This is a genomic window from Sphingomonas sp. GW821-FHT12D09, from assembly GCF_058807215.1.
Window position 1 is genome coordinate 435,667 of the sequence record NZ_JBXAQL010000001.1, and the last position, 25,076, is coordinate 460,742.

Genomic DNA, 25,076 nt, shown 5'->3' on the forward strand with positions numbered 1-25,076 from the left:
TTCGCCAGCCTCGGGCAGTGAGACGGGAATGGGGACCCAACAAAGATGAACGGGAAAATATCCCCAAAAACCTTGGGCTTTCAGCGGCCGCCCGCTTCGAGCAGGCGACGCGGAGCGGCCAGCTCCCAGCTGCGCGCGATGCGGTCGCCGACGAAATCCCAGTCGATTTCGGGCCCGCCCAGCGCGATGCCGACCCAGCCCACACCGAAATAGGCGACCTTGGAATAGGTCTCCGGCGCGATCTCGATCAGGTTCGGGCCTTCCTCGTCGTCCGCGGTCTTCACCGCGACAATGGTGCGGCCATCACCATGGTGATCGTGACGGAACTGGGCGAACTGCTTGCCGGCAACGAAGAAGGTCGCCTGGCCGTGGCTGGGGCGCTCCTCGGCTTCGGGAAGCTCCAGCGCGATGGCCCGGACCTGGGCGAGGGCAGGGCCTGGATCCGGGCTCAGCTGTGCAGATTCTTGGGACATAGGAACTCGGCAACTACCCTTGGGTAGAGCCGATGTTCCTCCTTCAGCACCCGCTGCGCAAGGCTTTCCGCCGTATCGCCGGGCAGGATCGCGACTTCGGCCTGGCCGAGCACTTCTCCGGCATCCAGCTCCTCGGTGACGATGTGCACCGAAACGCCGCCGTGCGTGTCGCCCGCGTCGATGGCGCGCTGGTGGGTGTCGAGGCCCTGGTACTTGGGCAGCAGCGAAGGGTGGACGTTGACGATCCGCCCGCGCCAGGCCTGGACGAAATCGTCGGAGAGCAGGCGCATGTACCCGGCCAGTGCGACCGCCTCGACGCCAGCCTTGCGCAGCGCCGCATCGATCTTCGCTTCATATTCGGGCTTGGGCATGCCCTTGGGACTCTGCGCGAAGGTCGAGATGCCCTGGTCGGCGGCCCAGGCGAGCCCTTCCGCGTCGGGCCTGTCGCTCGCGACCAGCGCGACTTCATAGGGGCAGTCGGCCGCACGTGCCGCCTCGACGAGCGCGGCCATGTTCGAACCGCGCCCGGAAATCAGGATGCCGAGCTTCTTACGCATTATGCGTGGCGGACCACTCCGCGCGCGCGCTCCAGGTCTCGGCCGGGCCGAACACCGTGCAGCCCTGCGCCCCCTCGACCACTTCGCCGATCACGAACACTTCTTCGCCCGCGGCATAGAGCGCTTCCTTCACATCCGCCGCCACGTCCGCGGCCACCACGGCGACCATGCCGATGCCGCAGTTGAAGGTCCGCGCCATTTCCTCGGGCTCGATATTGCCCTGCGCCTGCAGGAACGCCATCAGCCGCGGCAGCGGCCAGGCGCTGGCGTCGATCCGGGCATGGCAACTCTCGGGCAGCACGCGCGGCACGTTCTCGAGCAGCCCGCCTCCGGTGATGTGCGCCAGGCCGTGGATCGCACCCTTGCGAAGCTGCGGAAGCAAGCTCTGCACATAGATGCGCGTCGGCGCCATCAACGCGTCGAGCAGGATCACGTCCTGGTCGAACACCGCCGGGCGGTCCATCTTCCAGCCCCTGTCGGCGGCAAGGCGGCGGACCAGCGAGAAGCCGTTCGAGTGCACGCCGGTCGAGCCCAGGCCGAGCAGCACGTCGCCCGGACGGATCGCGCTGCCGTCTAGCAGTTGGTCGCGCTCGACCGCGCCGACGCAGAAGCCGGCCAGGTCGTAATCGCCCTCGGCATACATGCCCGGCATCTCCGCGGTCTCGCCGCCGATCAACGCGCAGCCTGCCTGGCGGCAGCCCTCGGCGATGCTGGCGATCACGCGCTCGGCGGTCTCGGGCACCAGCTTGCCGCTGGCATAATAGTCGAGGAAGAACAATGGCTCGGCGCCCTGGACGATCAGGTCGTTGGCGCACATCGCGACCAGGTCGACGCCGACGCCGTCATGCGCGTTGTAATCGATCGCCAGCTTGAGCTTGGTGCCCACGCCGTCATTCGCCGCGACCAGCAGCGGATCGGTGAACCCGGCCGCCTTCAGGTCGAACACCCCGCCGAACCCGCCGAGCGCGGCATCGGCGCCGGGGCGGCGCGTGGACTTGGCGAGCGGGCCGATCGCGCGGACCAGCGCATTGCCGGCCGCGATCGAGACGCCCGCCTGGGCGTAGGTATAGTTCTTCTGGTCGCTCATGCGGCGCGCATAGCGCCGTACCCCGGGATCGTCACCCTCTAACCGTCATCCCCGCGAAGGCGGGGATCCAGGGTAACAAAGCGACGCCCTGCGTGGCTCTGGATCCCCGCCTTCGCGGGGATGACGGGGAGGGGAGTAACGCCGCATGTTACATCTGCGCTTGGATTTCCCCGCCCGCTTCGCCAAAAGGGCCGCTGCATGACCCTTGCCCGCAAATCCCTCACCATCGGCATCGCCTCCGCGCTCGCGCTTGCGGGGCTCGGCGCCGTGTGGGCGGAAGGCGAGCAGAAGGGCGGCGGCAGCGCCGTGCCGATCGACGCCTCCGGCAGCTTCGAAGTCTCGGGCGTCGAAGTCGATGTGAAGGGCAAGGACGCCGATGCCGCGCGCTATGGCGGCTGGCGGCTCGCGCAGCGGCGCGGCTGGGAGCAACTGTCGCGCAAGCTGACCGGCAAGGCATCGACCCTGTCCGATTCGGCGCTCGATTCGCTGGTCACCGGCATCGTCGTCGAGCAGGAGCAGATCGGCCCGCAACGCTATATCGCCAAGCTGAGCGTGTTGTTCGACCGCAACAAGGCAGGCGGCATCCTGGGTGTCTCGGTCGCGGTAAACCAGTCGCCGCCGATGCTGATCGTGCCGCTGGAATATTCGGGCGGCACCGGCCTGGTGTTCGAGCGCGAGACTGCCTGGGCCAAAGCCTGGAACCGCTTCAAGAGCGGCGGCAGCACCGTCGATTATGTCCGCGTCCAGGGCAATGGCCCGGATTCGATGCTGCTCAATGGCGGCCAGATCCTGCGTCGCGGGCGCAACTGGTGGCGTAGCGTGCTCGACCAGTACGGCGCCGCCGACGTGCTCATCGCCGAGGTCCAGCTGCGCCGCGAATATCCCGGCGGCCCGATCATCGGAATCTTCTCCGCCACCCACGGCCCCGATCGCCAGAAGATCGGCGGCTTTGCGCTGCGCGTAGACAATGGCGATTCGCTCGATACGCTGATGGATGCCGGCGTCCAGCGGCTCGACAAGGCCTATCAGCAGGCGCTCGCGCTCGGCCAGCTCCACACCGACCGGCTGCTCGCCACGCGCCCGCCGACGCCCAAGACCGAGGAAGAAAAGCCTGCCGACGAGGCGACCGATGCGGCAACGCCCACGCCGGAAGCAACCGCGGCGGCCACCGGCAATGGGGTCAATATCCAGTTCGACACGCCCAATGTCGGCTCGGTCAATGCCGGAGAGGCGGCCCTGCGCGGCATTCCGGGCGTGCGCACCGCGATCACCTCCAGTCTCGCATTGGGCGGCGTCTCGGTGATGCGCGTCACGTATGACGGCGCGATCCCGGGGCTGCGCGTCCAGCTCGAGGCACGCGGATGGAGCGTGCAGGAAGGGGCGGGGGTGCTGCGCATCCGCCGTCCGGGCGGAAGCGGCGGGGCGCAGCAACCCATACCGGCGCCGACCGGCACGGCCACGGCAGCGCCGAACGGCGGATGACGCAGCTTCGCCTGCCGCTTGGACTGCCAGAGGCGCGCGAGACGGAATTCCTGGTCAGCGACTCCAATTCCCGCGCAATCCACCAGCTCGAACATTGGGGCACCTGGCCGGTGATGTCGGCCTTGCTCGTCGGCCCGCGCAAGTCCGGCCGCAGCCTGCTCGCACGCATCTTCGCGGCGAAGACCGGCGCGCGCATCTTCGACGATGCCGATCTGGGCAGGGAAGCGGAGGTCTTCCACGCCTGGAACCAAGCCCAGGCCGAGCACCGCCCGCTGCTGATCGTCGCCCAGGCGGCACCGCCCGCCTGGGCCGTGAAGCTGCCCGACCTGAAGTCGCGCCTCGCCGCCTCGCCCCTGCTCGAGATCGGCCCGCCCGACGACGAGCTCATCCCGCAGCTGTTGGAGCGTGCCTTCGAGCGCCACCTGCTCCACGCCAAGCCCGACGTGATCGCCTGGATCGCCAAGCGGATGGAACGCAGCCATATCGCGATCCTGCGCGTTGCCGATGCATTGGAGCTGGAAGCGGGGAGGCGCTTGTCGATACCTTCGGTGCGCGCCACATTGTCGGCAGCCGGTCTCATAACCGAAACGGATGGCGATTAACGGCGTGGTCAAGGCAGCGAAGAACCGCGCCGTCGAAGGGGCCGAGATGACTGAATTGCCGGATAGTGGCGTACGTTACTTCAATCGCGAACTGAGCTGGCTCGCGTTCAACCGGCGGGTGATGGAAGAGGCGTGCAACCCCGCCCAGCCGCTGCTCGAGCGGCTGCGCTTCCTGTCGATCTCCGGCTCGAATTTCGACGAGTTCTTCATGGTCCGCGTCGCCGGCCTGATGGGCCAGCAGCTGCAGAATGTGGAAGCACGCTCGGTAGACGGACTGACGCCAAGTCAGCAGCTCGCCGCCATTTCCGCCCAGGCCGAGGCGCTCGCCGACAACCAGCAGGGCGTGTGGACCGACATCCGCAGCGACCTCACCGAGACCGGCATCTTCGTGCTCGACGCGAGCGAGATCGCAGGGGAGACCGAAGTCTGGCTCGAAGCGCATTTCCGCGAGCAGATCTTCCCGATCCTGACGCCGCAGGCGCTCGATCCCGCGCACCCGTTCCCGTTCATCCCCAACCAGGGATCGTGCGTGATCTTCGATCTGGTCCGCAAATCCGATCGTGAGCCGGTGCGCGAGCTCGTCCTGCTGCCCACCGCGATCAAGCGCTTCGTCCGCCTGCCCGGCATGCCGGCGCGCTATGTCGCGGTCGAGACGGTGCTCAAGCATTTCTCGCATTTGCTCTTCCCCGGCTACACGTCGCTCGGTGCCGCGGCCTTCCGGGTGCTGCGCGACAGCGATCTCGAGATCGAGGAAGAGGCCGAGGATCTGGTCATGACCTTCCGCTCGGCGATCAAGCGCCGGCGGCGGGGCAGGGTCATCCGCCTCGAGATGGAGGAGAGCATCTCTCCAGAGCTGGAAGCCGTGCTCAAGGAGGAGCTGGGCGGCAGCGAGGCGCTGCTTACCGAGACCGGCGGCTTCCTCGGCATCGGCGACCTGGCGATGCTGGTTGACGAGGACCGGCCCGACCTGAAGTTCACGCCCTTCTCGGCGCGTTTCCCCGAGCGGATCCGCGAATATGGCGGCGATTGCTTCGCAGCGATCAAGGCCAAGGACATCGTCGTCCACCACCCCTATGAGAGCTTCGACGTCGTGCTCTCGTTCCTGGGCCAGGCGGCGGCCGATCCTGACGTGGTGGCGATCAAGCAGACGCTCTACCGCGCCGGCAAGCAGCCTGCCGTGATCAACGCCCTGATCGCCGCCGCCGAAGCCGGCAAGTCGGTCACCGCCGTGGTCGAGCTGAAGGCACGGTTCGACGAGGAGCAGAACCTCTATTGGGCCACTGCGCTGGAACGGGCAGGCGTCCAGGTCGTCTATGGCTTCATCGACTGGAAGACCCACGCCAAGGTCTCGATGGTCGTGCGGCGCGAGGGCAATGCCTATCGCACCTATTGCCACTTCGGCACGGGCAACTACCACCCGATCACCGCGCGCATCTACACCGATATCAGCTTCTTCACCGCCGATCCGCGCATCGGCCGCGATGCCGCGCAGATCTTCAACTATGTCACCGGCTATGTGGAGCCGCAGAGCTTGGAGCTGCTCGGCATCTCCCCGCGCGACCTGCGCGACCGCCTGGTCGGCCTGATCGACGACGAGATCGCCCATGTCCGCGCCGGGCGGCCCGGCGCGATCTGGGCGAAGATGAACTCGCTGGTCGATCCCGCGGTGGTCGAGAAGCTCTATGAGGCGAGCAATGCCGGGGTCGAGATCGAGCTGATCATCCGCGGCATCTGCTGCCTGCGTCCCGGCGTTCCCGGGATGAGCGAGAACATCAAGGTCAAGTCGATCGTCGGCCGCTTTCTCGAGCACAGCCGCATCTGGGCCTTTGGCGGTGGCAAGGCGCTGCCGAACGACGGCGCGAGGCTGTTCATCTCATCGGCCGACTGGATGCAGCGCAACTTCGATCGCCGCGTCGAATTCATGCTGCCGATCCTCAACAAAACGGTACATGCCCAGGTGCTCGACCAGGTGATGGTAGCGAACCTGCTCGACAATGAGCAAAGCTGGGTGCTCCAGTCCGACGGCAGCTATATCCGCATCGGGCCGGGCGAGGACGGGAGCTTCAACCTGCACCGCTATTTCATGACCAACCCCTCGCTCTCCGGTCGCGGCGCCGCGCTCGATGCGCGCAAGCCCGTGCCCAAGCTCCAGCTGAAGCGCCGCGGCAGGGCCAAGGCCAAGGGATGAACACTTTGATGTTCCGCAAGGGACGCCCCAAGGCCCAGCCGGCCGAGGACCGCACCGCGATCATCGACATCGGCTCCAATTCGGTGCGCCTGGTGGTCTATCACGGCTCGGCCCGCCTGCCGGCGACCCTGTTCAACGAGAAGGTGATGGCGGGGCTGGGCCGCGGCCTGGCCGAGACCGGGGCGATCGATCCCGCGAGCCTCGCCAGCGCGCGGGCCGCGCTGGCCCGCTTCGCCACGCTCGCCCGCGAGATGCAGGCATGCGAACTGCGCACCGTCGCCACGGCTGCTGTCCGGGATGCGTCGAACGGCGGTGAGCTGATCGCGGCGGCACGCGCGCTCGGCCTGGAGGTCGAGACGCTGTCGGGCGAGGAAGAGGCCACCGCGTCGGGCCTCGGCGTGCTCTCGGGCATCCCGGAGGCGGACGGCATCGTCGGCGACCTCGGCGGCGGCTCGCTCGAGCTGGTCCGCGTCGTCGCCGGCACGGTGACCGACCGCGTGTCCTTCCCCCTGGGCGTGCTGCGCCTCGGCGCGATCCGCGCCGGCGGCAAGGGATCGCTCGAACGCAAGGTGACCAGGCTGCTCGACGAGGCCGGCTGGAAGGGGCGGGGGAAGGGGCTGCCCTTCTACCTGGTCGGCGGATCGTGGCGCAGCCTTGCCCGGCTCGACATGCACCTGAAGCATTATCCGCTGCCGATCGCGCACCAATATCCGATGGCGGTCGCGCGCATCGCCGAGCTGGCCAGCTCGATCGCGGTGATGCCCAAGTCCGATCTCAAGGCGATCCCCAACCTGTCCAGCGGCCGCGCCTCCTCGCTGGAAGACGCCGCGAACCTGCTGAGCCATGTCCTCAAGCAGCTCGGCAGCAGCGGTACGATCGTCTCCGCCTATGGCCTGCGCGAAGGACTGCTCTATCAGCGGCTTTCGCCCGAAATCCGCCGACAGGACCCGCTGATCGCCGCCACCCGCGACGAGGGCGAGCGGATGGGCCGCTTCCCCGAACATGGCGACCTGCTCGATGCCTGGATCGCCCCGCTCTTTGCCGGCGAGCCGCCCGAGCTCGGCCGGCTGCGCCACGCCGCCTGCCAGCTGGTCGATGTCGGCTGGCACGCCAATCCGGAGTTCCGCGCCGAACGCGGTCTCGATGCGGCGCTCCACGGCAATTGGGTGGCGATCGATTCGATGGGCCGTGCCGCGCTCGGCCAGGCGCTGTACACGGCGCTGGGCGGCGGGCTGGACACGCCGACGCCGCTCAACCAGCTTGCCGATGACGATACGCTGTGGCGCGCCAAGCTCTGGGGCCTGGCCATCCGCCTGGGCCAGCGCCTGTCGGGCGGAGTCGCCGCGCCGATCAAGCGCTCCGAGCTGCACATGGACGCGGACACGCTCGCGCTCGTCCTCGATCCCGCCGACGAGGTGCTGTACGGCGAGGCCGTCGAGAAGCGCCACAAGGCACTCGCCGCAGCCTTCGGTCGCCAGCCCGTATTGGAGGTCTGACGGTCATCAGGCGTTCATGTCGCTCCCGCAATGAACCCGCATATTGTGGCTTGAGGGGGGACCCAATGATCGATCGACGCATGGTGCTGCAAGGCGGTCTCGTCACGGGCATGACTGCGCTGGTGCCGGTGCCGGCCTTCGCGAAGATGGGCGCCGACGATGCCAGGATCGATGCCTTCGTGAAGGCCAACGGCTTTGGTGGCACGATCGTCCGGGCCAAGGCCGGCAAAATCCTCTACGCCCGTAACTTCGGACTGGCGAACATCGCCGCCGCCAAGCCGGCGACGATCGAGACGGTCTATGGCATCGCCTCGATCTCCAAGTTCCTCACCACCGTGACGGTCCTCAAGCTGGTAGAGGCTGGCAAGCTTGCCCTCGACGCGCCGATCGCGACGCTGCTGCCCGGCTACCGCGCCGATACCGGTGCCAGGGTCCAGCTCGCGCACCTCCTGTCGAACACCAGCGGCATTCCGAACGACTTCATCCCCACCCTCAAGACCGAGCCCGACCTGGTCACGCGCGACCTCGGCACCGCCGAATCGGTGCGCCGCTTCGCCTCGGGCGATCTCGCCTTCGAGCCCGGAGCCAAGTTCGACTATGCGCTGACCAACTGGTTCATCGTCGTCGCGGTCGTCGAGGCGGCGACGGGCAAGCCGTTCCAGCAAGCGATGCGCGAGATCACGCTCGATCCGCTGGGCTTGAGCCACACGACCGCCGCGGCGGGGATCGACAACGCCCCGGGCACGGCCCTGTCCTATCGCACCGTCGAGCCGCCGGTCGAATGGCCCAATCCGCGCGCGCCGGTCATGGCTGCCTCGGGCGGCTATTTCAGTACAGCACCCGACCTGGTCCGCGCCGGCCATGCAGTGTTCGACAAGGGCTTCGTCTCATCCGCTTCGCTAAAGGCGCTGCGCACCGTGCGCGTCGCCGACCAGGATTATGCACTGGGCGGCCGCGTCCGCAGGATGACCATCGCCGGCAAGCCGGTCGAGGCGGCATGGGAGACCGGGCGCACCGCCGGCTTTCGCACGCTGCTCGCGCATCGCTACGACACGCGCGAAGCGGTGGTGCTGCTCAACAATAGCGGCATTTCGCAAAAGGCGATCGACCTGTTCGCCGACAGCCTGTTCGGTCCGGCGCCGCGGCCCTAGCTCACCCGCAGCGCGCGGAGCCGATCTTGCCGTCGGTTCCGAGATGCAGGTTCAGCCGGTCCGCCCGGAATTCCATCGTCACGATGGCGTTCGGCTCCAGCCAGCGCACCACGTTCGCGCCCGACAGTCGCTTGGCCTCGGCCTCGACCTCGGGACTGCGCGTCTCGCCGACCAGCCCGCCAAGCTTCGACGCATTGCACTCCACGCCGGGAATCGGCTTGGGCGGCTCCTGCTGCGCGCAGGCGCCCAGAAGGACCAGGGCAGCGGCGGGGAGGGCTAGGCGGATCATTCGGCGGGTTCCTCGGTACGGGTCATCTTGAGCTTACCATTCTTGACGGTGAACCCCAGCTGACCCTCGACCAGGTTGAGCGCGTCGCGGCCGAACTGCTCGTAGCGCCAGCCCTGCAGGATCGCGAGTCCGTCGCGCACGCCGGCCGCCAGCGCCTCCAGATCGTCGGTGCGCGCGAGCAGGCGCGGCGCGACGTTGATCTCCTTGGCGCGGATCTTGAGCAGCAGCTTGAGCAGGTCCGCCACCAGCGCGCCGTCCTTGCCGAGCGAAGGCTTGCGGTCGTCGCGCGGCGGCATCTCGTCGCTCGACATCGGGTTGGCACCCTCAAGCGCCGCCATCAGCCGGCCGCCGATATCATTACCCGCCCAGGCCGCGGAGAGCCCGCGCACCTTGCCGAGATCGCTCTGCTTGCGCGGCGGATTGCCGGCGATATCGGCCAGCGTCTCGTCCTTGACGATGCGGCCGCGGGGCAGGTCCTTGCCCTGCGCTTCCAGCTCGCGCCACCGCGCCAGCGCCTTCAGGCGGCCGAGCACTTCGGGCTTGCGGCTCGACACGCGCACGCGCTGCCAGGCTTCGTCGGGGTCGTTGTGATAATTCTCCGGATCGGCGAGCCGCTCCATCTCCTGGTCGAGCCAGGCGCCGCGGCCGGTCTTCTTCAGCTTCTCCAGCATGCGCGGAAAGATGTTGGAGAGGTGCGTCACGTCGCCGATCGCATATTCGATCTGGCGCTTGTCGAGCGGACGGCGGCTCCAGTCGGTGAAGCGCGCGCCCTTGTCGATGGTGAAGCCGAGATAGGTGTCGACCAGGTTGGAATAGCCGATCTGCTCGCCCAGCCCGAGCGCCATCGCGGCGACCTGGGTGTCGAACAGCGGGTGCGGGGTCTTGCCCGTCAGGTTGTAGACGATCTCGATGTCCTGCCCGCCGGCATGGAAGACCTTCAGCACATCCTCGTTGTTCACCATCAGGTCGAGCAGCGGCTGCATGTCGATTCCGCCCATCGGATCGATCGCCGCCGCCTCTTCGTCGTCGGCGATCTGGATGAGGCAGAGCTCAGGCCAATAGCTGTTTTCCCGCATGAACTCGGTGTCCACACAGATATAGGGCTTGTTGGCGAAACGGGCGCAGAGATTGGCGAGAGCCGCACTGTCTTCAATCAGACCATGGATATGCATCCTAGGCCCATAGACCGGACTTCGGGTTGACAAAAGAGGGTGGGACGAAGATGCGCCGCCTCATTGATTTTATCGTCATCCCGACGAAAGCCGGGACCCAGAGCCCCAAGCGGCGTCGCTAGCGACCCTGGGCCCCGGCTTCCGCCGGGGTGGCGAACCATTGAGAGACCGGAAAATGCACGCCTATCGCACGCACAATTGCGCTCAGCTCCGCGCCGCCGATGTCGGCCAGGAAGTCCGCCTGTCGGGCTGGGTCCACCGCAAGCGCGACCATGGCGACCTGGTCTTCATCGATCTGCGCGATCATTATGGCATCACCCAGATCGTCACCGAAGTGGACGGCCCGGCCTTCCAGGTGATCGAGTCGCTGCGCAGCGAATCGGTGGTGACGATGACCGGCAAGGTCGTCGCCCGCGCTTCCGAAGCAGTGAACCCCAACCTGCCGACCGGCGAAGTCGAGATCCGCGTCACCCACGCCGTGGTCCAGAGCCACGCGCAGGAGCTGCCGCTCCCGGTGTTCGGCGACAACGAGTATCCGGAGGACATCCGCCTCCGTTACCGCTTCCTCGATCTGCGCCGCGAGAAGGTCCACAAGAACATCATGCTGCGCTCCAGCGTGATCGCCTCGCTGCGCCGCCGGATGATCGACCAGGGCTTCACCGAGTTCCAGACGCCGATCCTCACCGCGTCGTCGCCCGAAGGCGCCCGCGACTATCTCGTTCCCAGCCGCGTCCATCCGGGCAAGTTCTACGCGCTCCCCCAGGCGCCGCAGATGTTCAAGCAGCTGCTGATGGTCGCCGGCTTCGACAAGTATTTCCAGATCGCTCCCTGCTTCCGCGACGAGGACGCCCGCGCCGATCGTTCGCCGGGCGAGTTCTACCAGCTCGATTTCGAGATGAGCTACGTGACGCAGGACGACGTGTTCGCCGCGATCGAACCGGTCCTGCACGGCGTGTTCGAGGAATTCGCCGATTGGGAGGGCATGGGCCGCAGCGTCTCGGCGCTGCCGTTCAAGCGCATTCCCTACAAGGAATCGATGCTCAAATATGGCAACGACAAGCCGGACCTGCGCAACCCGCTGCTGATCACCGACGTGTCGGACTTCTTCAAGGGCTCGGGCTTCGGACGCTTCGCCTCGATCGTCGAGGGCGGCGACGTCGTCCGTGCCATCCCGGCGCCGGGCACGCACGAGAAGAGCCGCAAGTTCTTCGACGACATGAACAGCTGGGCCCAGTCGGAAGGCTTCCCGGGCCTCGGCTATGCCACCCAGAAGGATGGCGTGTTCGGTGGGCCGATCGCCAACAATCATGGCCAGGATGGCATGAAGGCGATCGCCGACGCGATGGGCCTCGGCCCGAACGACGGCATCTTCTTCGCCGCCGGCAAGGAAGCCCAGGCGACCAAGCTCGCCGGTCTGGCCCGCACCCGCGCCGCCGAGCAGCTCGACCTGATCGACAAGAAGCGCTTCGAATTCTGCTGGATCGTCGACTTCCCGATGTTCGAATATGACGAGGACGCCAAGAAGGTCGACTTCAGCCACAATCCCTTCAGCATGCCGCAGGGCGAGATGGAGGCGCTGGAGACCAAGGACCCGCTCGATATCCTGGCCTATCAGTACGACATCGTCTGCAACGGCATCGAGCTGTCGTCCGGCGCGATCCGGAACCACCGTCCGGAGATCATGTACAAGGCGTTCGAGATCGCCGGCTACACGCAGGAAGACGTCGACACCAACTTCGCGGGCATGATCAACGCCTTCAAGTTCGGCGCCCCGCCGCACGGCGGCTCGGCCCCGGGTGTCGACCGCATCGTCATGCTGCTCGCCGACGAGCCCAACATCCGCGAAGTGATCGTCTTCCCGATGACGCAGAAGGCGGAGGACCTGATGATGCAGGCGCCGTCCTTCGTCAGCGAGAAGCAGCTCAAGGAGCTCAACATCCGCCTGGCCCCGCAGGTGGCGGCGGACCTCGCCAAGAAGGGCACCGACGGCGTGGTCGATCCTTCGGCGGGCTAACTTCCTTCGTCACCCCGGCGAAAGCCGGGGCCTAGGAGTCATAAGCGGAATCGCTCCTGGCTCTGGGTCCCGGCTTTCGCCGGGATGACGACATTGGGTGTCCGGAACCCTTTTACCCGTCATCCCGCGCAGGCGGGGATCCAGGGTCACAAAGGATATCGCTCTGCCACTCTGGATCCCCGCCTGCGCGGGGATGACGAATTTGGATTTGCCGGCCAAGCCCGCCAGCTTGAAGTTATAAAACTTCAATATACAGACATAAAACTACAACCAAGATCAGCAATCCGGCCGCCAGAGCCCGGGACGCAGGAGTAGAAATGTCTGACGAGAACACCTCCCGGGCCCGCGCCCGGGCGGAAGCGACCATTGGACTGGCCGATCTGTTCACGATCGGCATCGGCCCGTCGAGCTCGCATACGGTCGGCCCGATGCGCGCTGGCTGTGCCTTTGCCGAAGCCGCGCTCGATCGCGGCACGCCGACATCCGTCTCCTGCGAGTTGTTCGGATCGCTCGCGCTCACCGGCCGCGGCCATGCCACCGATATCGCCGTGATCCTGGGGCTCGCCGGCTATGGACCGGAGAGCGTCGATCCCGATGCGGTCAGCACGATCGTCGCCACGATCCGCGCCGAGGAGAAGCTCGCGCTCGGCGGCCATGTCGTGGTGCCCTTCGTCGAGGGCCGCCATCTGGTCTTCCGCGACGACCGTTTCCTGCCCTCGCACCCCAATGGCATGCGCTTCGTCGCGCATTATGCCGAGAGCGAGCCTTGGGAGACCTTCTTCTACTCGATCGGCGGCGGTGCGATCGTCGAGGGCGGGTGCGAGCCGCCCCAGTCCAACGTCCGTCTGCCCTTCGCCTTCACCTCGGGCGCCGAACTGCTCGCGGTGGCGGAGAAGCAGGGCGCCACGATCGCCGATATCGTCCGCGCCAACGAAGCCGCCTGGCGCGACGATGCCGAGACCGACGCGTTCCTCGACAGCCTGCGCGCCGCCATGTCGGCCTGTATCGACCGCGGCACGCGCGGGGAGGGGGAGCTGCCCGGCGGCCTCAAGGTCAAGCGCCGTGCCCGCGATCTCCACCAGCGCCTGATCGCGCGTGGCCCGCGCAGCGATCCCTCGCTCGTCTTCGACTGGGTCAGCCTATGGGCGCTCGCGGTGAACGAGGAGAATGCCGCCGGCGGCCGCGTCGTCACTGCGCCGACCAACGGCGCCGCCGGCGTCATCCCCGCGGTGCTGCGCTATTACGAGACCTTCTGCGCCAGCCCGACGCCCGCCGGCTCGCGCACCTTCCTGCTCACGGCCGCGGCGATCGGCTTCCTCTACAAGAAGCGCGCCTCGATCTCCGCCGCCGAGATGGGCTGCCAGGGCGAAGTCGGCGTCGCCTGCTCGATGGCCGCCGCCGGCCTCGCCGCCGCGCTGGGCGCCACCAATTCCCAGATCGAGAATGCCGCCGAGATCGGCATGGAGCATAACCTTGGCCTCACCTGCGACCCGATCGGCGGCCTGGTCCAGATCCCCTGCATCGAGCGCAACACGATGGGCGCGATCAAGGCGATCAACGCCGCCTATCTGGCGCTCCACGGCGACGGCAGTCACATCGTCAGTTTGGACGCGGTGATCGAGACGATGCGCCAGACCGGCGAGGACATGCGGTCGAAGTACAAGGAAACGGCGCAGGGCGGCCTCGCGGTGAACGTCGTCGCCTGCTAGCCTGAGCGGCATGCGTATCGCCGTATTCAACACCAAGCCCTATGACCGCCGCTTCCTGAGCGAGGCAAACACGGCCTTCGGGCACGATCTCCACTTCCTAGAGCCCCGCCTCGAACCCGCCACCGCCGCGCTGGCGGCCGGGCATGGCGCGGTCTGCGTCTTCGTCAACGACATCGTGGACGCCGAAGTGCTGGAAGCGCTCGCGGCCGGCGGGACGAAGCTGGTGGCGCTGCGCTGCGCCGGGTTCAACAATGTCGATCTCGCCGCCGCCGCGCGCCTCGGCGTGGAAGTCGTCCGCGTGCCCGCCTATTCGCCCCATGCGGTCGCCGAGTTCACCATCGGGCTGCTCCTCGCCGTCGACCGCAAGATCCCCCGCGCCTGGGCCCGTGTCCGCGAGAACAACTTCGCGCTCGATGGGCTGATCGGCCGCAATTTGCATGGCCGCACCGTCGGCGTGATCGGCACCGGCAAGATCGGCGCGCTTGTCGCCCGCACCCTGAAGCTCGGCTTTGGCTGCGAAGTCCTCGCCGCCGACCTCTTCCCCGACCCGGAGCTGGAGAGCATCGGCATCCGCTACGTCCCCCGCGACCAGCTGCTGCGCGAGGCGGAGATCGTCACCCTCCATTGCCCGCTCACCCCCGACACCCGCCACCTGATCGACGCCAGGACCATCGAAACCGCCCGCGACGGGCTGATGATCGTCAACACCAGCCGCGGCGCGCTGATCGACACCGCGGCGCTGATCGAGGGCCTCAAGTCCCGCAAGGTCGGCGCCGTAGCGCTCGACGTCTACGAGCAGGAAGCGGACCTCTTCTTCGAGGACCTCTCCAGCGAGATCGTCTCGGACGACGCCTTCCAGCGGCTGCTGACCTTTCCGAACGTGCTGATCACCGGCCACCAAGCCTTCCTCACCGAGGAGGCGCTGAGCGCCATCGCCGGCACGACGCTGCAGAGCATCGCCGATGCGGAAGCGGGCAGGGCGCTGGAAAACCGCGTCGATACCGCCCGGATCGCGCCTTCGAAGTGAGAAGGGCGGCCTTGGTCGCATCCCGGTTCCGGAGCCCAGCCTCCAGCCGCTAGCCCGCGCGCCCATGAACCGCCCGATACTGATCCTCGCCGCCGCCGCGCTCCTGCTCGCCCAGGAGGGCGCCGCCGCCCAGGACGTGCCTGTACCCGCCCAGGATGCCGGCTGCGCCGCGCTCCGCGCCGAAGTCGCCCAGATCGAGCGCGACATGCGCACCGAAAGCACCGCCATGTCGAAGGCTGCCGAGGACATGCGCAAGAAATCCATGTCGCGCGCCAAGGCGGCCCGCACCACCGGCATGCTCACCGGCCTCGCCGGCATGATCCCCGGCGTCGGCATGGCGGCCTCGCTCGGCGGCTCGCTGCTCTCCCGCGCCGCTTCCGCGGGCGGCGGGATGGGCATGCCCAAGGCAATGGAGGAGGCGATGGCGCGCCAGACCGCGCTCAGCGATCGCATGACGACTGCCTCCCAGGCGCTGCAGGACAGATGCGGCGGCGCCTCCTCCGGACCCACGATGTCGCGCGAAGAGGTCAAGGCGATGATGGACCAGGCCAGGAACCCGACGCCGAACTGACGATTTGGCGCATCCTCTTCCAGTCTCTATCGTTTCGCCAGGCACGAAAGGAACGGCATGGCGATCGATCTGGGCGATTACGAAGACGGCGAAGCGTTCGACGGCAAGTACAAGCACGCGCTGGAGAAAATCCAGAAGCGCCTGAGTCACATCCATTACGCGCACATCGTCCACAAGCGCCGCGCGATCATCGCGTTCGAGGGTTGGGACGCGGCGGGGAAGGGCGGGATCATCCAGCGCCTCACCGCCGAATGGGACCCGCGCTATTTCGAAGTCTGGCCGATCTCGGCACCCACGCCGGAGGAGCTGGCCCACCATTTCCTCTGGCGTTTCTGGCGCCGGCTGCCCGCCCAGCACAATATCGCGATCTTCGACCGCAGCTGGTACGGCCGTGTCCTGGTCGAGCGGGTCGAGGGCTTCACGCCCGAGGCGGACTGGAAGCGCGGCTATGCCGAGATCAACGATTTCGAGGCCCAGCAGGTGGCCGCGGGCACCACGCTGGTCAAGGTCTTCGTCCACGTCACCCAGAAGGAGCAGGACAAGCGCCTCACCGCGCGGCTCGAGCATCCCTGGAAGCGCTGGAAGACCGGCCTCGACGATTACCGCAACCGCGCCAAACGCCCGGAATATCTCGACGCGATGCACGACATGTTCAAGCAGACCGACACCAAGGTCGCGCCCTGGATCGTGATCGACGGCAACGACAAGAAGGCCGGCCGCATCGCGGCGCTCACCGCCATTGCCGACGCGCTGGAGAAGCATGTCCCGATGGAGCCGCCGGAGCTCGATCCCGAGGTCGAGAAGGTCGCGCGCAAGGCGCTGGGGCTTTAACCACCACCGTCACCCCGGCGAGAGCCGGGGCCCAGGGTTTCTCTGCCGTGTCGCTTGTGGCTCTGGGTCCCGGCTTTCGCCGGGATGACGAACCATGGATGGCGAACCAAAAGGCTCAAGCCTCTCCGAACGCCCCATCCTCGCCCATGACGTGCAGCACGCCGTCGGCGATCGCGAAATAGGCGCCGTGGAGGGTGAGCGTGCCCGCCTTCACCCGCTCGGCGACGAAGGGGAAGGTCAGCAGGTTGACCAGCGAGACCCGCACCGTCTCCAGCTCCAGCGCATGCACCGCCTCGGGGCCGGTGCCGTGCTCGGCGACGATCCGCTCGCGCGCCTCGTCGAGCATGTCGACCCAGTGCGCGATGAACCCGCCTTCGCCATTGGCCGCGCCCTTGAAGCGCTGCGACAGCGCCGCCGACACGCCGCCGCACGCACCGTGCCCCAGCACCACGATCTCGGGCACTTCCAGCTGCGTCACCGCGAACTCCAGCGCCGCCGAGACGCCGTGGCGACTCGCATCGTCCTCGAACGGCGGCACCAAATTGGCGACGTTGCGCACCACGAAGATCTCGCCGGGCACGGTATCGAAGATCTGCGCCGGATCGACTCGGCTGTCCGAACAGGCGATCACCATCACCCGCGGGCTCTGCCCCTCGGTGAGCTCGGACCATCGGTCGCGGTGGCGGCGATATTCACTGGTCCGGAAGCGCTGATAGCCGTCGAGCAGGTCGGTGAAATCGGTCATGGCCGCTGCCGTAACGTCCGGCATCCAGACTGCCAAGGTTTGTATCGAACTGTTGCTCGACCCGATGATTGACGAAAGTGCAACCGGGGCTGGAATCCCCGGCCCACCCGCTCTATCTGGCCTGTCATGAACGACCTTTCCCCGGCACCTCGTCCCGAGCGTCAGCGCAAGCCCGACTGGATCCGCGTCAAGGCGCCGACCTCGGAAGGCTTCGCCAAGACGCGGGCGCTGATGCGCTCGAAGAACCTCGTCACCGTGTGCGAGGAAGCGGCCTGCCCGAACATCGGCGAATGCTGGACCAAGAAGCACGCCACGGTGATGATCCTGGGCGACGTCTGCACCCGCGCCTGCCGCTTCTGCAACGTCAAGACCGGCATGCCGCGCAAGGTCGATCCGCTCGAGCCCCAGCACGTCGCCGAAGCGGCCGCGCAGATGGGCCTGGAGCATATCGTCATCACCTCGGTCGACCGGGACGACCTGCCCGACGGCGGAGCGTCGCAGTTCGTCAAGGTGATCGAGGAGATCCGCAAGGCGAACCCGACCACCACGATCGAGATCCTCACGCCCGATTTCCGCAACAAGCACGAGGCCGCGATCGAAGCGATCGTCGCCGCGCGGCCCGACGTCTACAACCACAACCTCGAGACGGTGCCGAGGCTCTACCCGACGATCCGCCCGGGCGCGCGCTACTACGCCTCGCTGCGCCTGCTGGAGACGGTGAAGCGGCTCGATCCGACCATCTTCACCAAGTCGGGCATCATGCTGGGCCTCGGCGAGCAGCGCCTCGAGGTCCACCAGGTGATGGACGACATGCGCTCGGCCGACATCGATTTCCTGACGATGGGCCAGTATCTCCAGCCGACCCCGCGGCACGCCAAGGTCGAGGAATTCGTCACGCCCGCCGCCTTCCAGGCCTATGGAGCGATCGGCCGGGCCAAGGGCTTCCTCCAGGTCGCCTCGTCGCCGCTGACGCGTTCGAGCTATCACGCCGGCGAGGATTTCGCCGAGATGAAGGCCGCGCGCGAGGCGAAGCTGGCAAAGGCGCAGGCATGAAATTCCTCCCCGGAACGGGGAGGGGGACCGCGACGCGAAGCGGCGTGGTGGAGGGGGCCCGCGCGCCCCGAATGATGTCGCCGGTGGAGGGCGGGGCCCCCTCCACCATCGCTTACGCGATGGCCCCCCTCCCCGTGCCGGGGAGGAATTAAGAAGACCCGATGCCCAAGCATTCCGAAACCCGCCCGCTGCCCTACACGCCCGAACAGATGTTCGACCTGGTGGCGGACGTCGCGCGCTATCCCGAGTTCTTGCCCTGGGTCAGTGCGATCCGGGTGCGCTCGAACAGCGATACCCAGATGGTCGCGGACATGATCGTCGGCTTCAAGGGCCTGCGCGAGACCTTCACGTCGAAGGTGGAGAAGGCGCGGCCGGGTGCACTGCATATCGAGTATCTCGAAGGGCCGCTGAAGCACCTCAACAACGACTGGAAGTTCCGCACCGACGGGAAGGGCGGCTGCCTGGTCGACTTCACCGTCGACTTCGCGTTCAAGAACCGCGTGTTCGAGATGCTCGCCGGCCAGATGTTCGACCGGGCGCTTCGCAAGATGATCAATGCGTTCGAGGAACGCGCCGCGCGCCTCTACGGCGATTCGACGTCGGCTTCCTCGGCATCGAGTCCCACCGCACCCGGCATCAGCAGCTCGAGCGCGCACAACGCCGCCTGAAGCCGCACGCCGGCGCGGCCGTTATTCTCGAAATGGCGCGCATCCGCCACGATATGATCGGGATCGGCGCCGCGCACGGCCTGGGCGAACACCACCGTGCCCACCGGCTTCTTCTCGGTGCCGCCATCGGGGCCGGCAATCCCGGTGATCGCCACCGCGACATCGGCATGGGTGCGGGCCAGTGCGCCCTGCGCCATGCTCCAGGCGACCGCGATCGAGACCGAGCCGAAGGTCTCCAGCACGTCGCTGCCCACCTTGAGCACGTCGTGCTTGGCTTCGTTCGAATAGGTGACGAAGCCCGCGTCGAAGACGTCGGACGAGCCGGGGATCTCGGTGAGCGCGGCGGAGACCAGGCCGCCGGTGCAGCTTTCTGCAACGGCGACACGGCGGCCTGCGGCGCGATTGGCGTCAAGCACCTTGCGCGCGGCCGCGACCAGTTCCGGCGGAAGAATCGTGTCCATAGGTGGGCGCCTTTGCCACCCTAATGTTGCCGAGGCGAGTCAGTTCATTCACGGGGTGGTTAAGAGGTGACGGCAAACCGTCATCCCGGCGAAAGCCGGGATCTCAGGCGGCATAGGATCGTCTCCCGAATGGCGACCTTCCCCGGCGAAGGCCGGGGCCCAGCTTCGGACGCTTATTTCTCACGCGGAGGCGCAGAGAACGCTGAGGTGTCCTGCACCGCGCCAGCGGTGCGCTCAAGTTCGGAGCTACCCCAATTCCCGCCGCTGACGCGGCACCGGAATTGACCGCGAGCACAGCCTCTCTGCGCTCTCAGCGCCTCTGCGCGAACAAAAAATCTCCGCGCCTCCGCGTCTCCGCGTGAACAAAAACTAGCCAGGCACCCGCACCGTAGCCACAGCCTGCGCCGCCATACCCTCGCCACGCCCGGTGAACCCCAGCCGCTCGGTGGTTGTCGCCTTCACGCTCACCGCCGATATCGGCAACCCCAAAATCCCCGCGATGCTCGCCCGGATCGCCTCGCGGTGCGGCCCGATCTTGGGCGCCTCGCAGATGATCGTCAGGTCGATATAGTCGATCACGCCGCCCTCGGCCGCCACCAGCGAGGCGGCATGTTCCAGGAACCTGGCCGAGCGCTGGCCGCGCCACTGCGGGTCGCTCGGGGGGAAGTGCATGCCGATATCGCCCGCGCCGATCGTGCCGAGCAGCGCATCGGTGATCGCATGCAGCGCCACATCGGCGTCGCTATGCCCCGCAAGCCCCTTGGCATGCGGCACCAGCACGCCACCCAGCCACAATTCCTCACGCTCGGCGAAGCGGTGGACGTCATAGCCCTGGGCAGTGCGCACCCGCATCTGCGCCCCGAAGCGCGCCTCGGCGGCGGCGAAATCGGCGGGATGGGTGATCTTTTCGAGCATCGCGCACCCTTCCACGACTGCAACGTCCATTCCCAGCGCGCGCAGCATCTGCGCATCGTCGGTCGCTTCCTGGTCTTCCGGCCAGGCCCGGTGCGCCGCCTCTATGGCGGCATAGCGGAACGCCTGGGGCGTCTGCACCCGCACCAGCCCGTCGCGTGGAACGGACGCTCCGGCCGCGGAGACGAGCGTGTCCGCTACCGGCAGCCCCGGAATTGCTCCGTCATGCGTCTCCAGCGCGGCCAGCAGCCGGTCGATCACCGCATGCGGCAGGAAGGGGCGGGCGGCATCATGGATCAGCACCCGGTCGGCACCGTCCAGCGCTGCCAGCCCCTTGGCCACGCTCTCCCGCCGGGTCGCCCCGCCAACAACGAAGGCCAGATCGTCCGAAATCGCGCGCAAGGCCTCTTCCTGGCCCGCGCCGATCACCACCAGCACCCCGTCGATCGCGGAATGTGACGTCATGGCGGCAACGCTGTGCGCCAGCATCGGCTTGCCAGCGAGGAGGGCGAACTGCTTGGGCACGGTGCCGCCGGCGCGGATGCCGTTGCCGGCGGCGACGATGATCGCGGCTGTCTTCATGGGGGCGGACCTAGAGCAACTTTCTTTCTTCGTCATCCCCGCGAAGGCGGGGATCTAGGGCCAGACAGGACATCGCTTCGTAACCCTGGATCCCCGCCTTCGCGGGGATGACGGTAGGTGCGAAGGGAAGGGGCTACCAATGTAGGAAATCCTCTGACAGCCTCGAGCATCGGCCGGCAAACACCGGCCCGCTCTTTGAACCGTCCAGCCACCGAACCGCGCACGCCTCTTCGTGCGCAAAATCAACGCGTTATCCACGCGCCAAAGGGAGGGACCGCAAACATCCGCGCCCGAACGGATCGCAAAAGCAACCTTCGACTCCGCGGAAACCCACGTGTTCCGGCCATTCCCGGCCAGATAGCGGACCACTTCCAACCCGGCCCCCTGCGCAAACGCTGCGAACATCCGCCTCCGCAAGCGTCCGCTTGCCAATCTCCGCTTGTACCTGTAGGCGCCACTGCCTATTTTTCAGGCACAGTCATGAGCGAACTCGCCCCCATCCAGATCGGCCCGGTTACGGTCGAAGCGCCGGTCATCCTGGCGCCGATGACCGGCGTTACCGACCTGCCGTTCCGCCGCGCGGTGCGCCGCTATGGCTCGGGGCTCAACGTCACCGAGATGATCGCCAGCGCGGCTGCCATTCGGGATACGCGCCAGTCGATCCAGAAGGCCGCCTGGGATCCGATCGAGGAGCCGGTGTCGATGCAACTCGTCGGCTGCTCGCCCCCCGAAATGGCCGAGGCCGCCAAGCTCAACGCCGATCGCGGCGCCGCGATCATCGACATCAACATGGGCTGCCCGGTCCGCAAAGTGACCAATGGCGATGCCGGCTCGGCGCTGATGCGCGACCTCAAGCATGCCGCGGCGATCGTCGATGCCTGCGTGAAGGCGGTCGATGTGCCGGTCACGCTCAAGATGCGCATGGGCTGGGACCTGGACAGCCTCAATGCGCCTGAGCTGGCGCGCATCGCCGAGGACCTCGGCTGCAAGCTGGTCACCGTCCATGGCCGCACCCGCAACCAGATGTACCGCGGCAGCGCCGACTGGAGCTTCGTCCGCAAGGTCAAGGACGCCGTCTCGATCCCGGTGATCGTCAATGGCGACATCTGCTCGGTCGAGGATGCCCGCGAGGCGCTGCGCCAGTCGGGTGCGGACGGCGTGATGATCGGCCGCGGCGCGTACGGCAAGCCATGGGTGCTCAAGCAGGTGATGGACGCGCTGACGGGCAAGGGCGAGCAGGCCGACCCGAGTATCGAAGAACAATATCGTGTAATTCTAGAGCATTACATCGATAGTCTCGAACATTATGGTGAGATGACCGGCGTCAATATGATGCGCAAGCATCTCGGCTGGTACACCAAGGGCATCCACGGCTCGGCCGAATTCCGCAACAAGGTCAATCAGGTGCCGGACGCCAAGACCGTCCTGGCGATGCTCGACGAATTCTACGCACCGTGGCGTTCCCGCGCGGCGGCCTGAGGCGACGTCCGGCGCCGGCCCTCGGGCCCGGCTTTGCCGAGACGTTCGCCGCGCTGCCCGTCGCTGTCCTCGTCATCGATCCCGATGGCCGCATCGCGCATGCCAATGCGGCATGCGAGGCGCTGCTCAACCATGCCGAGACCACGATGATCGGCCAGCCCTATGACGCGGTGCTGAGCCCGCCCGACGGCTATGTCGAGCGCCGCGACGGGCACGGCTTCGCTGCCTTCGACACCGAGATCGAGGCCGTGCGCGGCCCGCGCATCCGGGTCGATTTCGTCGAGACCCATGTCGCCGATCATCCCGGCTGGCGGATCGTCACGCTCCACCACGCGCCGCAGTCCCGCCGCGTCGCCCAGGGTGCGGACCGCAGCGCTGGTGCCCGTGCCGCCGTCGGTGCCGCCGCGATGCTCGCCCATGAGATCAAGAACCCGCTCTCGGGCATCCGCGGCGCCGCCCAGCTGCTCGCCAGCTCGGGCGAGGATCGCGAGCTCACCGGCCTGATCACCACCGAAGTCGACCGCATCGCCGCGCTGATCGACCGGATGCAGGACTTCACCGACACGCGGCCGCTCAAGCTCGAGCCGACCAACGTCTACCCGCTGCTCGACCATGCTCGCCGCCTGGCGCTGGCCGGCTTCGCCCGCGGCATGGTGATCGAGGAGCGCTTCGATCCCTCGCTGCCCCCGGTGCTGATCGATCCCGATGCCTTCCAGCAAGTGATGATGAACCTGGTCAAGAACGCCGCCGAGGCGCTTGGCGGGCTTGCCCAGCCGCGGATCGTGCTCACCACTGCCTATCGCCACGGCATGTCGGTCAGCACCGGCGCCGGCCGCCCGCGCCAGCCTTTGCCGATCGAGATCTGCGTGATGGACAATGGCCCCGGCGCGCCCGAGGACATTGCCGAGCATCTCTTCGAGCCCTTCGTCTCGGGCAAGCCGGAGGGGAAGGGGCTCGGCCTCCCGCTCGTCGAGAAGCTGGTCCGCGACATGGGCGGCATCGTCCAGTACGCCCGCGAGCGCGCCCCCGAAATGACTGTCTTCCGCATTCTCCTCCCCCGAGCCAAGGCATGACCGGCTCGGTCCTGGTCGTCGACGACGACAGCGCGATCCGCACCGTGGTCGCCGCAGCGCTGCGCCGCGAAGGCCATGCCGTCACGACGGCAGCCAGCCTGGCCGAGCTGCGTCGGGCGATCGGCGCCGCGCTGCCCGACGTGCTGGTCACCGACGTGATCCTGCCCGACGGCAATGGCCTGGACGAAGTCGCCAAGCTCACCGCCGAGCATCCCGCGCTCCCGGTGATCGTCTTCTCCGCGCAGAACACGCTGGCGACGGCCGTGCGCGCCACCGAAGTCGGCGCGTTCGACTATCTCCCCAAGCCCTTCGACTTGGATGTGCTCGGCCAGGCGGTGCGCAGCGCCATCGCCCGCGGCCGCCATCTCCCCGCAGACCTGCCCGGCGACGAGCTGAGCGGCGGTTCCTCGCTGATCGGCCGCTCGCCGGCGATGCAGGAAGTCTACCGCGTCATCGCCCGTGTCGTCTCCAACGACCTCACCGTGCTGATCTCGGGCGAATCGGGTACCGGCAAGGAACTGGTCGCCAAGGCGATCCACGACATGGGGCCACGCCGCCGCGCGCCGTTCGTCGCGCTCAACATGGCCGCGATCCCGCGCGAGCTGATCGAGGCCGAGCTGTTCGGTCATGAACGCGGCGCCTTCACCGGCGCCCAGGCCCGCGTCGCCGGCAAGTTCGAGCAGGCAGCAGGCGGCACCCTGTTCCTCGACGAGATCGGCGACATGCCGATGGATGCGCAGACTCGCCTGCTCCGCGTGCTCCAGCAGGGCGAGTTCACCACCGTCGGCGGCGCCCGCGCGATCAAGGCCGATGTCCGCATCGTCGCCGCGACCAACAAGGACCTGACCGCGCTCGTCCAGGCCGGCCAGTTCCGCGAGGATTTGTTCTACCGCCTCAACGTCGTCCCCGTGGCGCTCCCGTCGCTCCGCGAGCGCCGCGACGACGTGCCCTTGCTGGCCCGCTTCTTCCTCGACCGAGCCGCCGAGGACGGCCTGCCGCGCAAGAGCCTGGCGGCCAACGCGATCGCGGTGCTCGAGGGCTATGACTGGCCCGGCAATGTCCGCCAGCTCGAGAATTTGATGCGCCGCATCGCGGCGCTCAGCCGCGACGAAGTGATCGATGGCGACGCCCTGCGCCGGGCGCTGGGCGAGGCGAGCGCGATGCCGGCCCCAGCGACTCGCGACGAAGGCATCGAAGCCGCCGTCCGCGCCCGGCTGGAGCGCATCGCGATCGAGGAGCCGCGCACGCTCGACGACGGCACGCTCTACGATCGCATCATCGGCGAAGTGGAGCGCCCGCTGATCGAAGCGATGCTGGGGCGTCATGGCGGCAACCAGCTGCGCGCCGCCCGCGCGCTTGGCATCAACCGCAATACCCTGCGCAAGCGCCTCGATACACTGGGCATCGATGTCGGTCCCAATCGCCCGGATGGTGCCGAATAGCGACAGACCGAG

The 25,076-nt window shown here is 67.4% G+C and carries 23 protein-coding genes; 15 read left to right on the forward strand and 8 right to left on the reverse strand.

Translation table 11 applies throughout. The annotated features are described in order from the left end of the window. Positions 1-80: 80 nt before the first annotated feature. From AC1RPL_RS02130 to purM, 3 genes are read right to left on the reverse strand one after another with little or no spacing between them, the layout of a single operon-like run. A complete protein-coding gene (locus AC1RPL_RS02130; protein ID WP_493067604.1) occupies positions 81-473 on the reverse strand; it encodes an MmcQ/YjbR family DNA-binding protein in 393 nt (130 codons plus the stop codon). Further along, on the reverse strand, positions 449-1,030 hold the full coding sequence (gene purN / locus AC1RPL_RS02135; RefSeq protein WP_493067605.1) for a phosphoribosylglycinamide formyltransferase: 582 nt from the start codon (positions 1,028-1,030) through the stop codon (positions 449-451). The genes AC1RPL_RS02130 and purN overlap by 25 nt, the downstream gene beginning before the upstream one ends. Next, positions 1,023-2,117 (reverse strand): phosphoribosylformylglycinamidine cyclo-ligase, encoded by a 1,095-nt coding sequence (purM, locus tag AC1RPL_RS02140; protein WP_493067606.1) that lies wholly within the window; start codon positions 2,115-2,117, stop codon positions 1,023-1,025. The genes purN and purM overlap by 8 nt, the downstream gene beginning before the upstream one ends. 198 nt (positions 2,118-2,315) lie before the next feature. Between purM and AC1RPL_RS02145 the strand changes: the two genes are divergently transcribed. From AC1RPL_RS02145 to AC1RPL_RS02165, 5 genes are all read left to right on the forward strand, one after another. Then, a complete protein-coding gene (locus tag AC1RPL_RS02145) occupies positions 2,316-3,599 on the forward strand; it encodes a heavy-metal-associated domain-containing protein (protein WP_493067607.1) in 1,284 nt (427 codons plus the stop codon). Then, a complete protein-coding gene (locus AC1RPL_RS02150) occupies positions 3,596-4,201 on the forward strand; it encodes a P-loop NTPase family protein (RefSeq protein ID WP_493067608.1) in 606 nt (201 codons plus the stop codon). The genes AC1RPL_RS02145 and AC1RPL_RS02150 overlap by 4 nt, the downstream gene beginning before the upstream one ends. 46 nt (positions 4,202-4,247) lie before the next feature. Further along, a complete protein-coding gene (locus AC1RPL_RS02155; protein ID WP_493067609.1) occupies positions 4,248-6,389 on the forward strand; it encodes an RNA degradosome polyphosphate kinase in 2,142 nt (713 codons plus the stop codon). Next, the gene (locus AC1RPL_RS02160; RefSeq protein ID WP_493067610.1) at positions 6,386-7,885 is read left to right on the forward strand and encodes a Ppx/GppA phosphatase family protein; all 1,500 of its coding nucleotides are present in this window, start codon (positions 6,386-6,388) and stop codon (positions 7,883-7,885) included. Before AC1RPL_RS02155 ends, AC1RPL_RS02160 begins: the two co-directional genes overlap by 4 nt. Before the next feature lie 65 nt (positions 7,886-7,950). After that, the gene (locus tag AC1RPL_RS02165; protein ID WP_493067611.1) at positions 7,951-9,036 is read left to right on the forward strand and encodes a serine hydrolase domain-containing protein; all 1,086 of its coding nucleotides are present in this window, start codon (positions 7,951-7,953) and stop codon (positions 9,034-9,036) included. A gap of 1 nt (position 9,037) precedes the next feature. Here the strand turns inward: AC1RPL_RS02165 and AC1RPL_RS02170 are convergent, their stop codons facing one another. Then, positions 9,038-9,325: an I78 family peptidase inhibitor gene (locus tag AC1RPL_RS02170; RefSeq protein ID WP_493067612.1), complete on the reverse strand. Its 288-nt coding sequence runs from the start codon at positions 9,323-9,325 to the stop codon at positions 9,038-9,040. Continuing rightward, positions 9,322-10,497 (reverse strand): ribonuclease D, encoded by a 1,176-nt coding sequence (gene rnd, locus AC1RPL_RS02175; protein WP_493067613.1) that lies wholly within the window; start codon positions 10,495-10,497, stop codon positions 9,322-9,324. Before rnd ends, AC1RPL_RS02170 begins: the two co-directional genes overlap by 4 nt. A gap of 175 nt (positions 10,498-10,672) precedes the next feature. On the opposite strand from rnd, the gene aspS reads away from it, so the two are divergent. The 5 genes from aspS to AC1RPL_RS02200 all read left to right on the forward strand — a co-directional run bounded on the left by aspS (position 10,673) and on the right by AC1RPL_RS02200 (position 16,649). Further along, positions 10,673-12,511 (forward strand): aspartate--tRNA ligase, encoded by a 1,839-nt coding sequence (aspS, locus tag AC1RPL_RS02180; protein WP_493067614.1) that lies wholly within the window; start codon positions 10,673-10,675, stop codon positions 12,509-12,511. A gap of 317 nt (positions 12,512-12,828) precedes the next feature. Beyond that, positions 12,829-14,220: an L-serine ammonia-lyase gene (locus AC1RPL_RS02185; RefSeq protein ID WP_493067615.1), complete on the forward strand. Its 1,392-nt coding sequence runs from the start codon at positions 12,829-12,831 to the stop codon at positions 14,218-14,220. A gap of 10 nt (positions 14,221-14,230) precedes the next feature. Beyond that, positions 14,231-15,247 (forward strand): 2-hydroxyacid dehydrogenase, encoded by a 1,017-nt coding sequence (locus AC1RPL_RS02190; protein WP_493067616.1) that lies wholly within the window; start codon positions 14,231-14,233, stop codon positions 15,245-15,247. 64 nt (positions 15,248-15,311) lie between these two features. Then, entirely contained in the window at positions 15,312-15,818 is a 507-nt protein-coding gene (locus AC1RPL_RS02195) for a hypothetical protein (protein ID WP_493067617.1), read from the forward strand. A 57-nt stretch (positions 15,819-15,875) separates the two neighbouring features. Beyond that, positions 15,876-16,649: a polyphosphate kinase 2 family protein gene (locus AC1RPL_RS02200; protein ID WP_493067618.1), complete on the forward strand. Its 774-nt coding sequence runs from the start codon at positions 15,876-15,878 to the stop codon at positions 16,647-16,649. Between the two features lie 115 nt (positions 16,650-16,764). Here the strand turns inward: AC1RPL_RS02200 and AC1RPL_RS02205 are convergent, their stop codons facing one another. Beyond that, complete coding sequence (locus AC1RPL_RS02205) at positions 16,765-17,394, reverse strand: carbonic anhydrase (protein WP_493067619.1); 630 nt, start codon at positions 17,392-17,394, stop codon at positions 16,765-16,767. Between the two features lie 114 nt (positions 17,395-17,508). Here AC1RPL_RS02205 and lipA point away from each other — a divergent pair, with 114 nt between their 5' ends. Together lipA and AC1RPL_RS02215 are read left to right on the forward strand one after the other, a co-directional pair. Beyond that, positions 17,509-18,447 carry a lipoyl synthase gene (gene lipA / locus AC1RPL_RS02210; RefSeq protein WP_493069066.1) on the forward strand — a complete coding sequence of 313 codons (939 nt, stop codon included), beginning with the start codon at positions 17,509-17,511 and terminating at the stop codon, positions 18,445-18,447. A gap of 161 nt (positions 18,448-18,608) precedes the next feature. After that, complete coding sequence (locus AC1RPL_RS02215; RefSeq protein WP_493067620.1) at positions 18,609-19,115, forward strand: type II toxin-antitoxin system RatA family toxin; 507 nt, start codon at positions 18,609-18,611, stop codon at positions 19,113-19,115. Here AC1RPL_RS02215 and AC1RPL_RS02220 read toward each other — a convergent pair. Continuing rightward, entirely contained in the window at positions 19,031-19,576 is a 546-nt protein-coding gene (locus AC1RPL_RS02220) for a CinA family protein (protein WP_493067621.1), read from the reverse strand. The genes AC1RPL_RS02215 and AC1RPL_RS02220 overlap by 85 nt on opposite strands. 369 nt (positions 19,577-19,945) lie before the next feature. Then, complete coding sequence (locus tag AC1RPL_RS02225) at positions 19,946-21,070, reverse strand: bifunctional 2-C-methyl-D-erythritol 4-phosphate cytidylyltransferase/2-C-methyl-D-erythritol 2,4-cyclodiphosphate synthase (protein WP_493067622.1); 1,125 nt, start codon at positions 21,068-21,070, stop codon at positions 19,946-19,948. Between the two features lie 480 nt (positions 21,071-21,550). On the opposite strand from AC1RPL_RS02225, the gene dusB reads away from it, so the two are divergent. The 3 genes from dusB to ntrC are packed head-to-tail and all read left to right on the forward strand — an operon-like array spanning position 21,551 to position 25,064. Further along, a complete protein-coding gene (gene dusB, locus AC1RPL_RS02230) occupies positions 21,551-22,549 on the forward strand; it encodes a tRNA dihydrouridine synthase DusB (protein ID WP_493067623.1) in 999 nt (332 codons plus the stop codon). Continuing rightward, positions 22,525-23,622 carry a two-component system sensor histidine kinase NtrB gene (locus AC1RPL_RS02235; protein ID WP_493067624.1) on the forward strand — a complete coding sequence of 366 codons (1,098 nt, stop codon included), beginning with the start codon at positions 22,525-22,527 and terminating at the stop codon, positions 23,620-23,622. The genes dusB and AC1RPL_RS02235 overlap by 25 nt, the downstream gene beginning before the upstream one ends. Further along, positions 23,619-25,064: a nitrogen regulation protein NR(I) gene (gene ntrC, locus AC1RPL_RS02240; protein WP_493067625.1), complete on the forward strand. Its 1,446-nt coding sequence runs from the start codon at positions 23,619-23,621 to the stop codon at positions 25,062-25,064. The genes AC1RPL_RS02235 and ntrC overlap by 4 nt, the downstream gene beginning before the upstream one ends. The last annotated feature ends 12 nt before the right edge of the window (positions 25,065-25,076 follow it).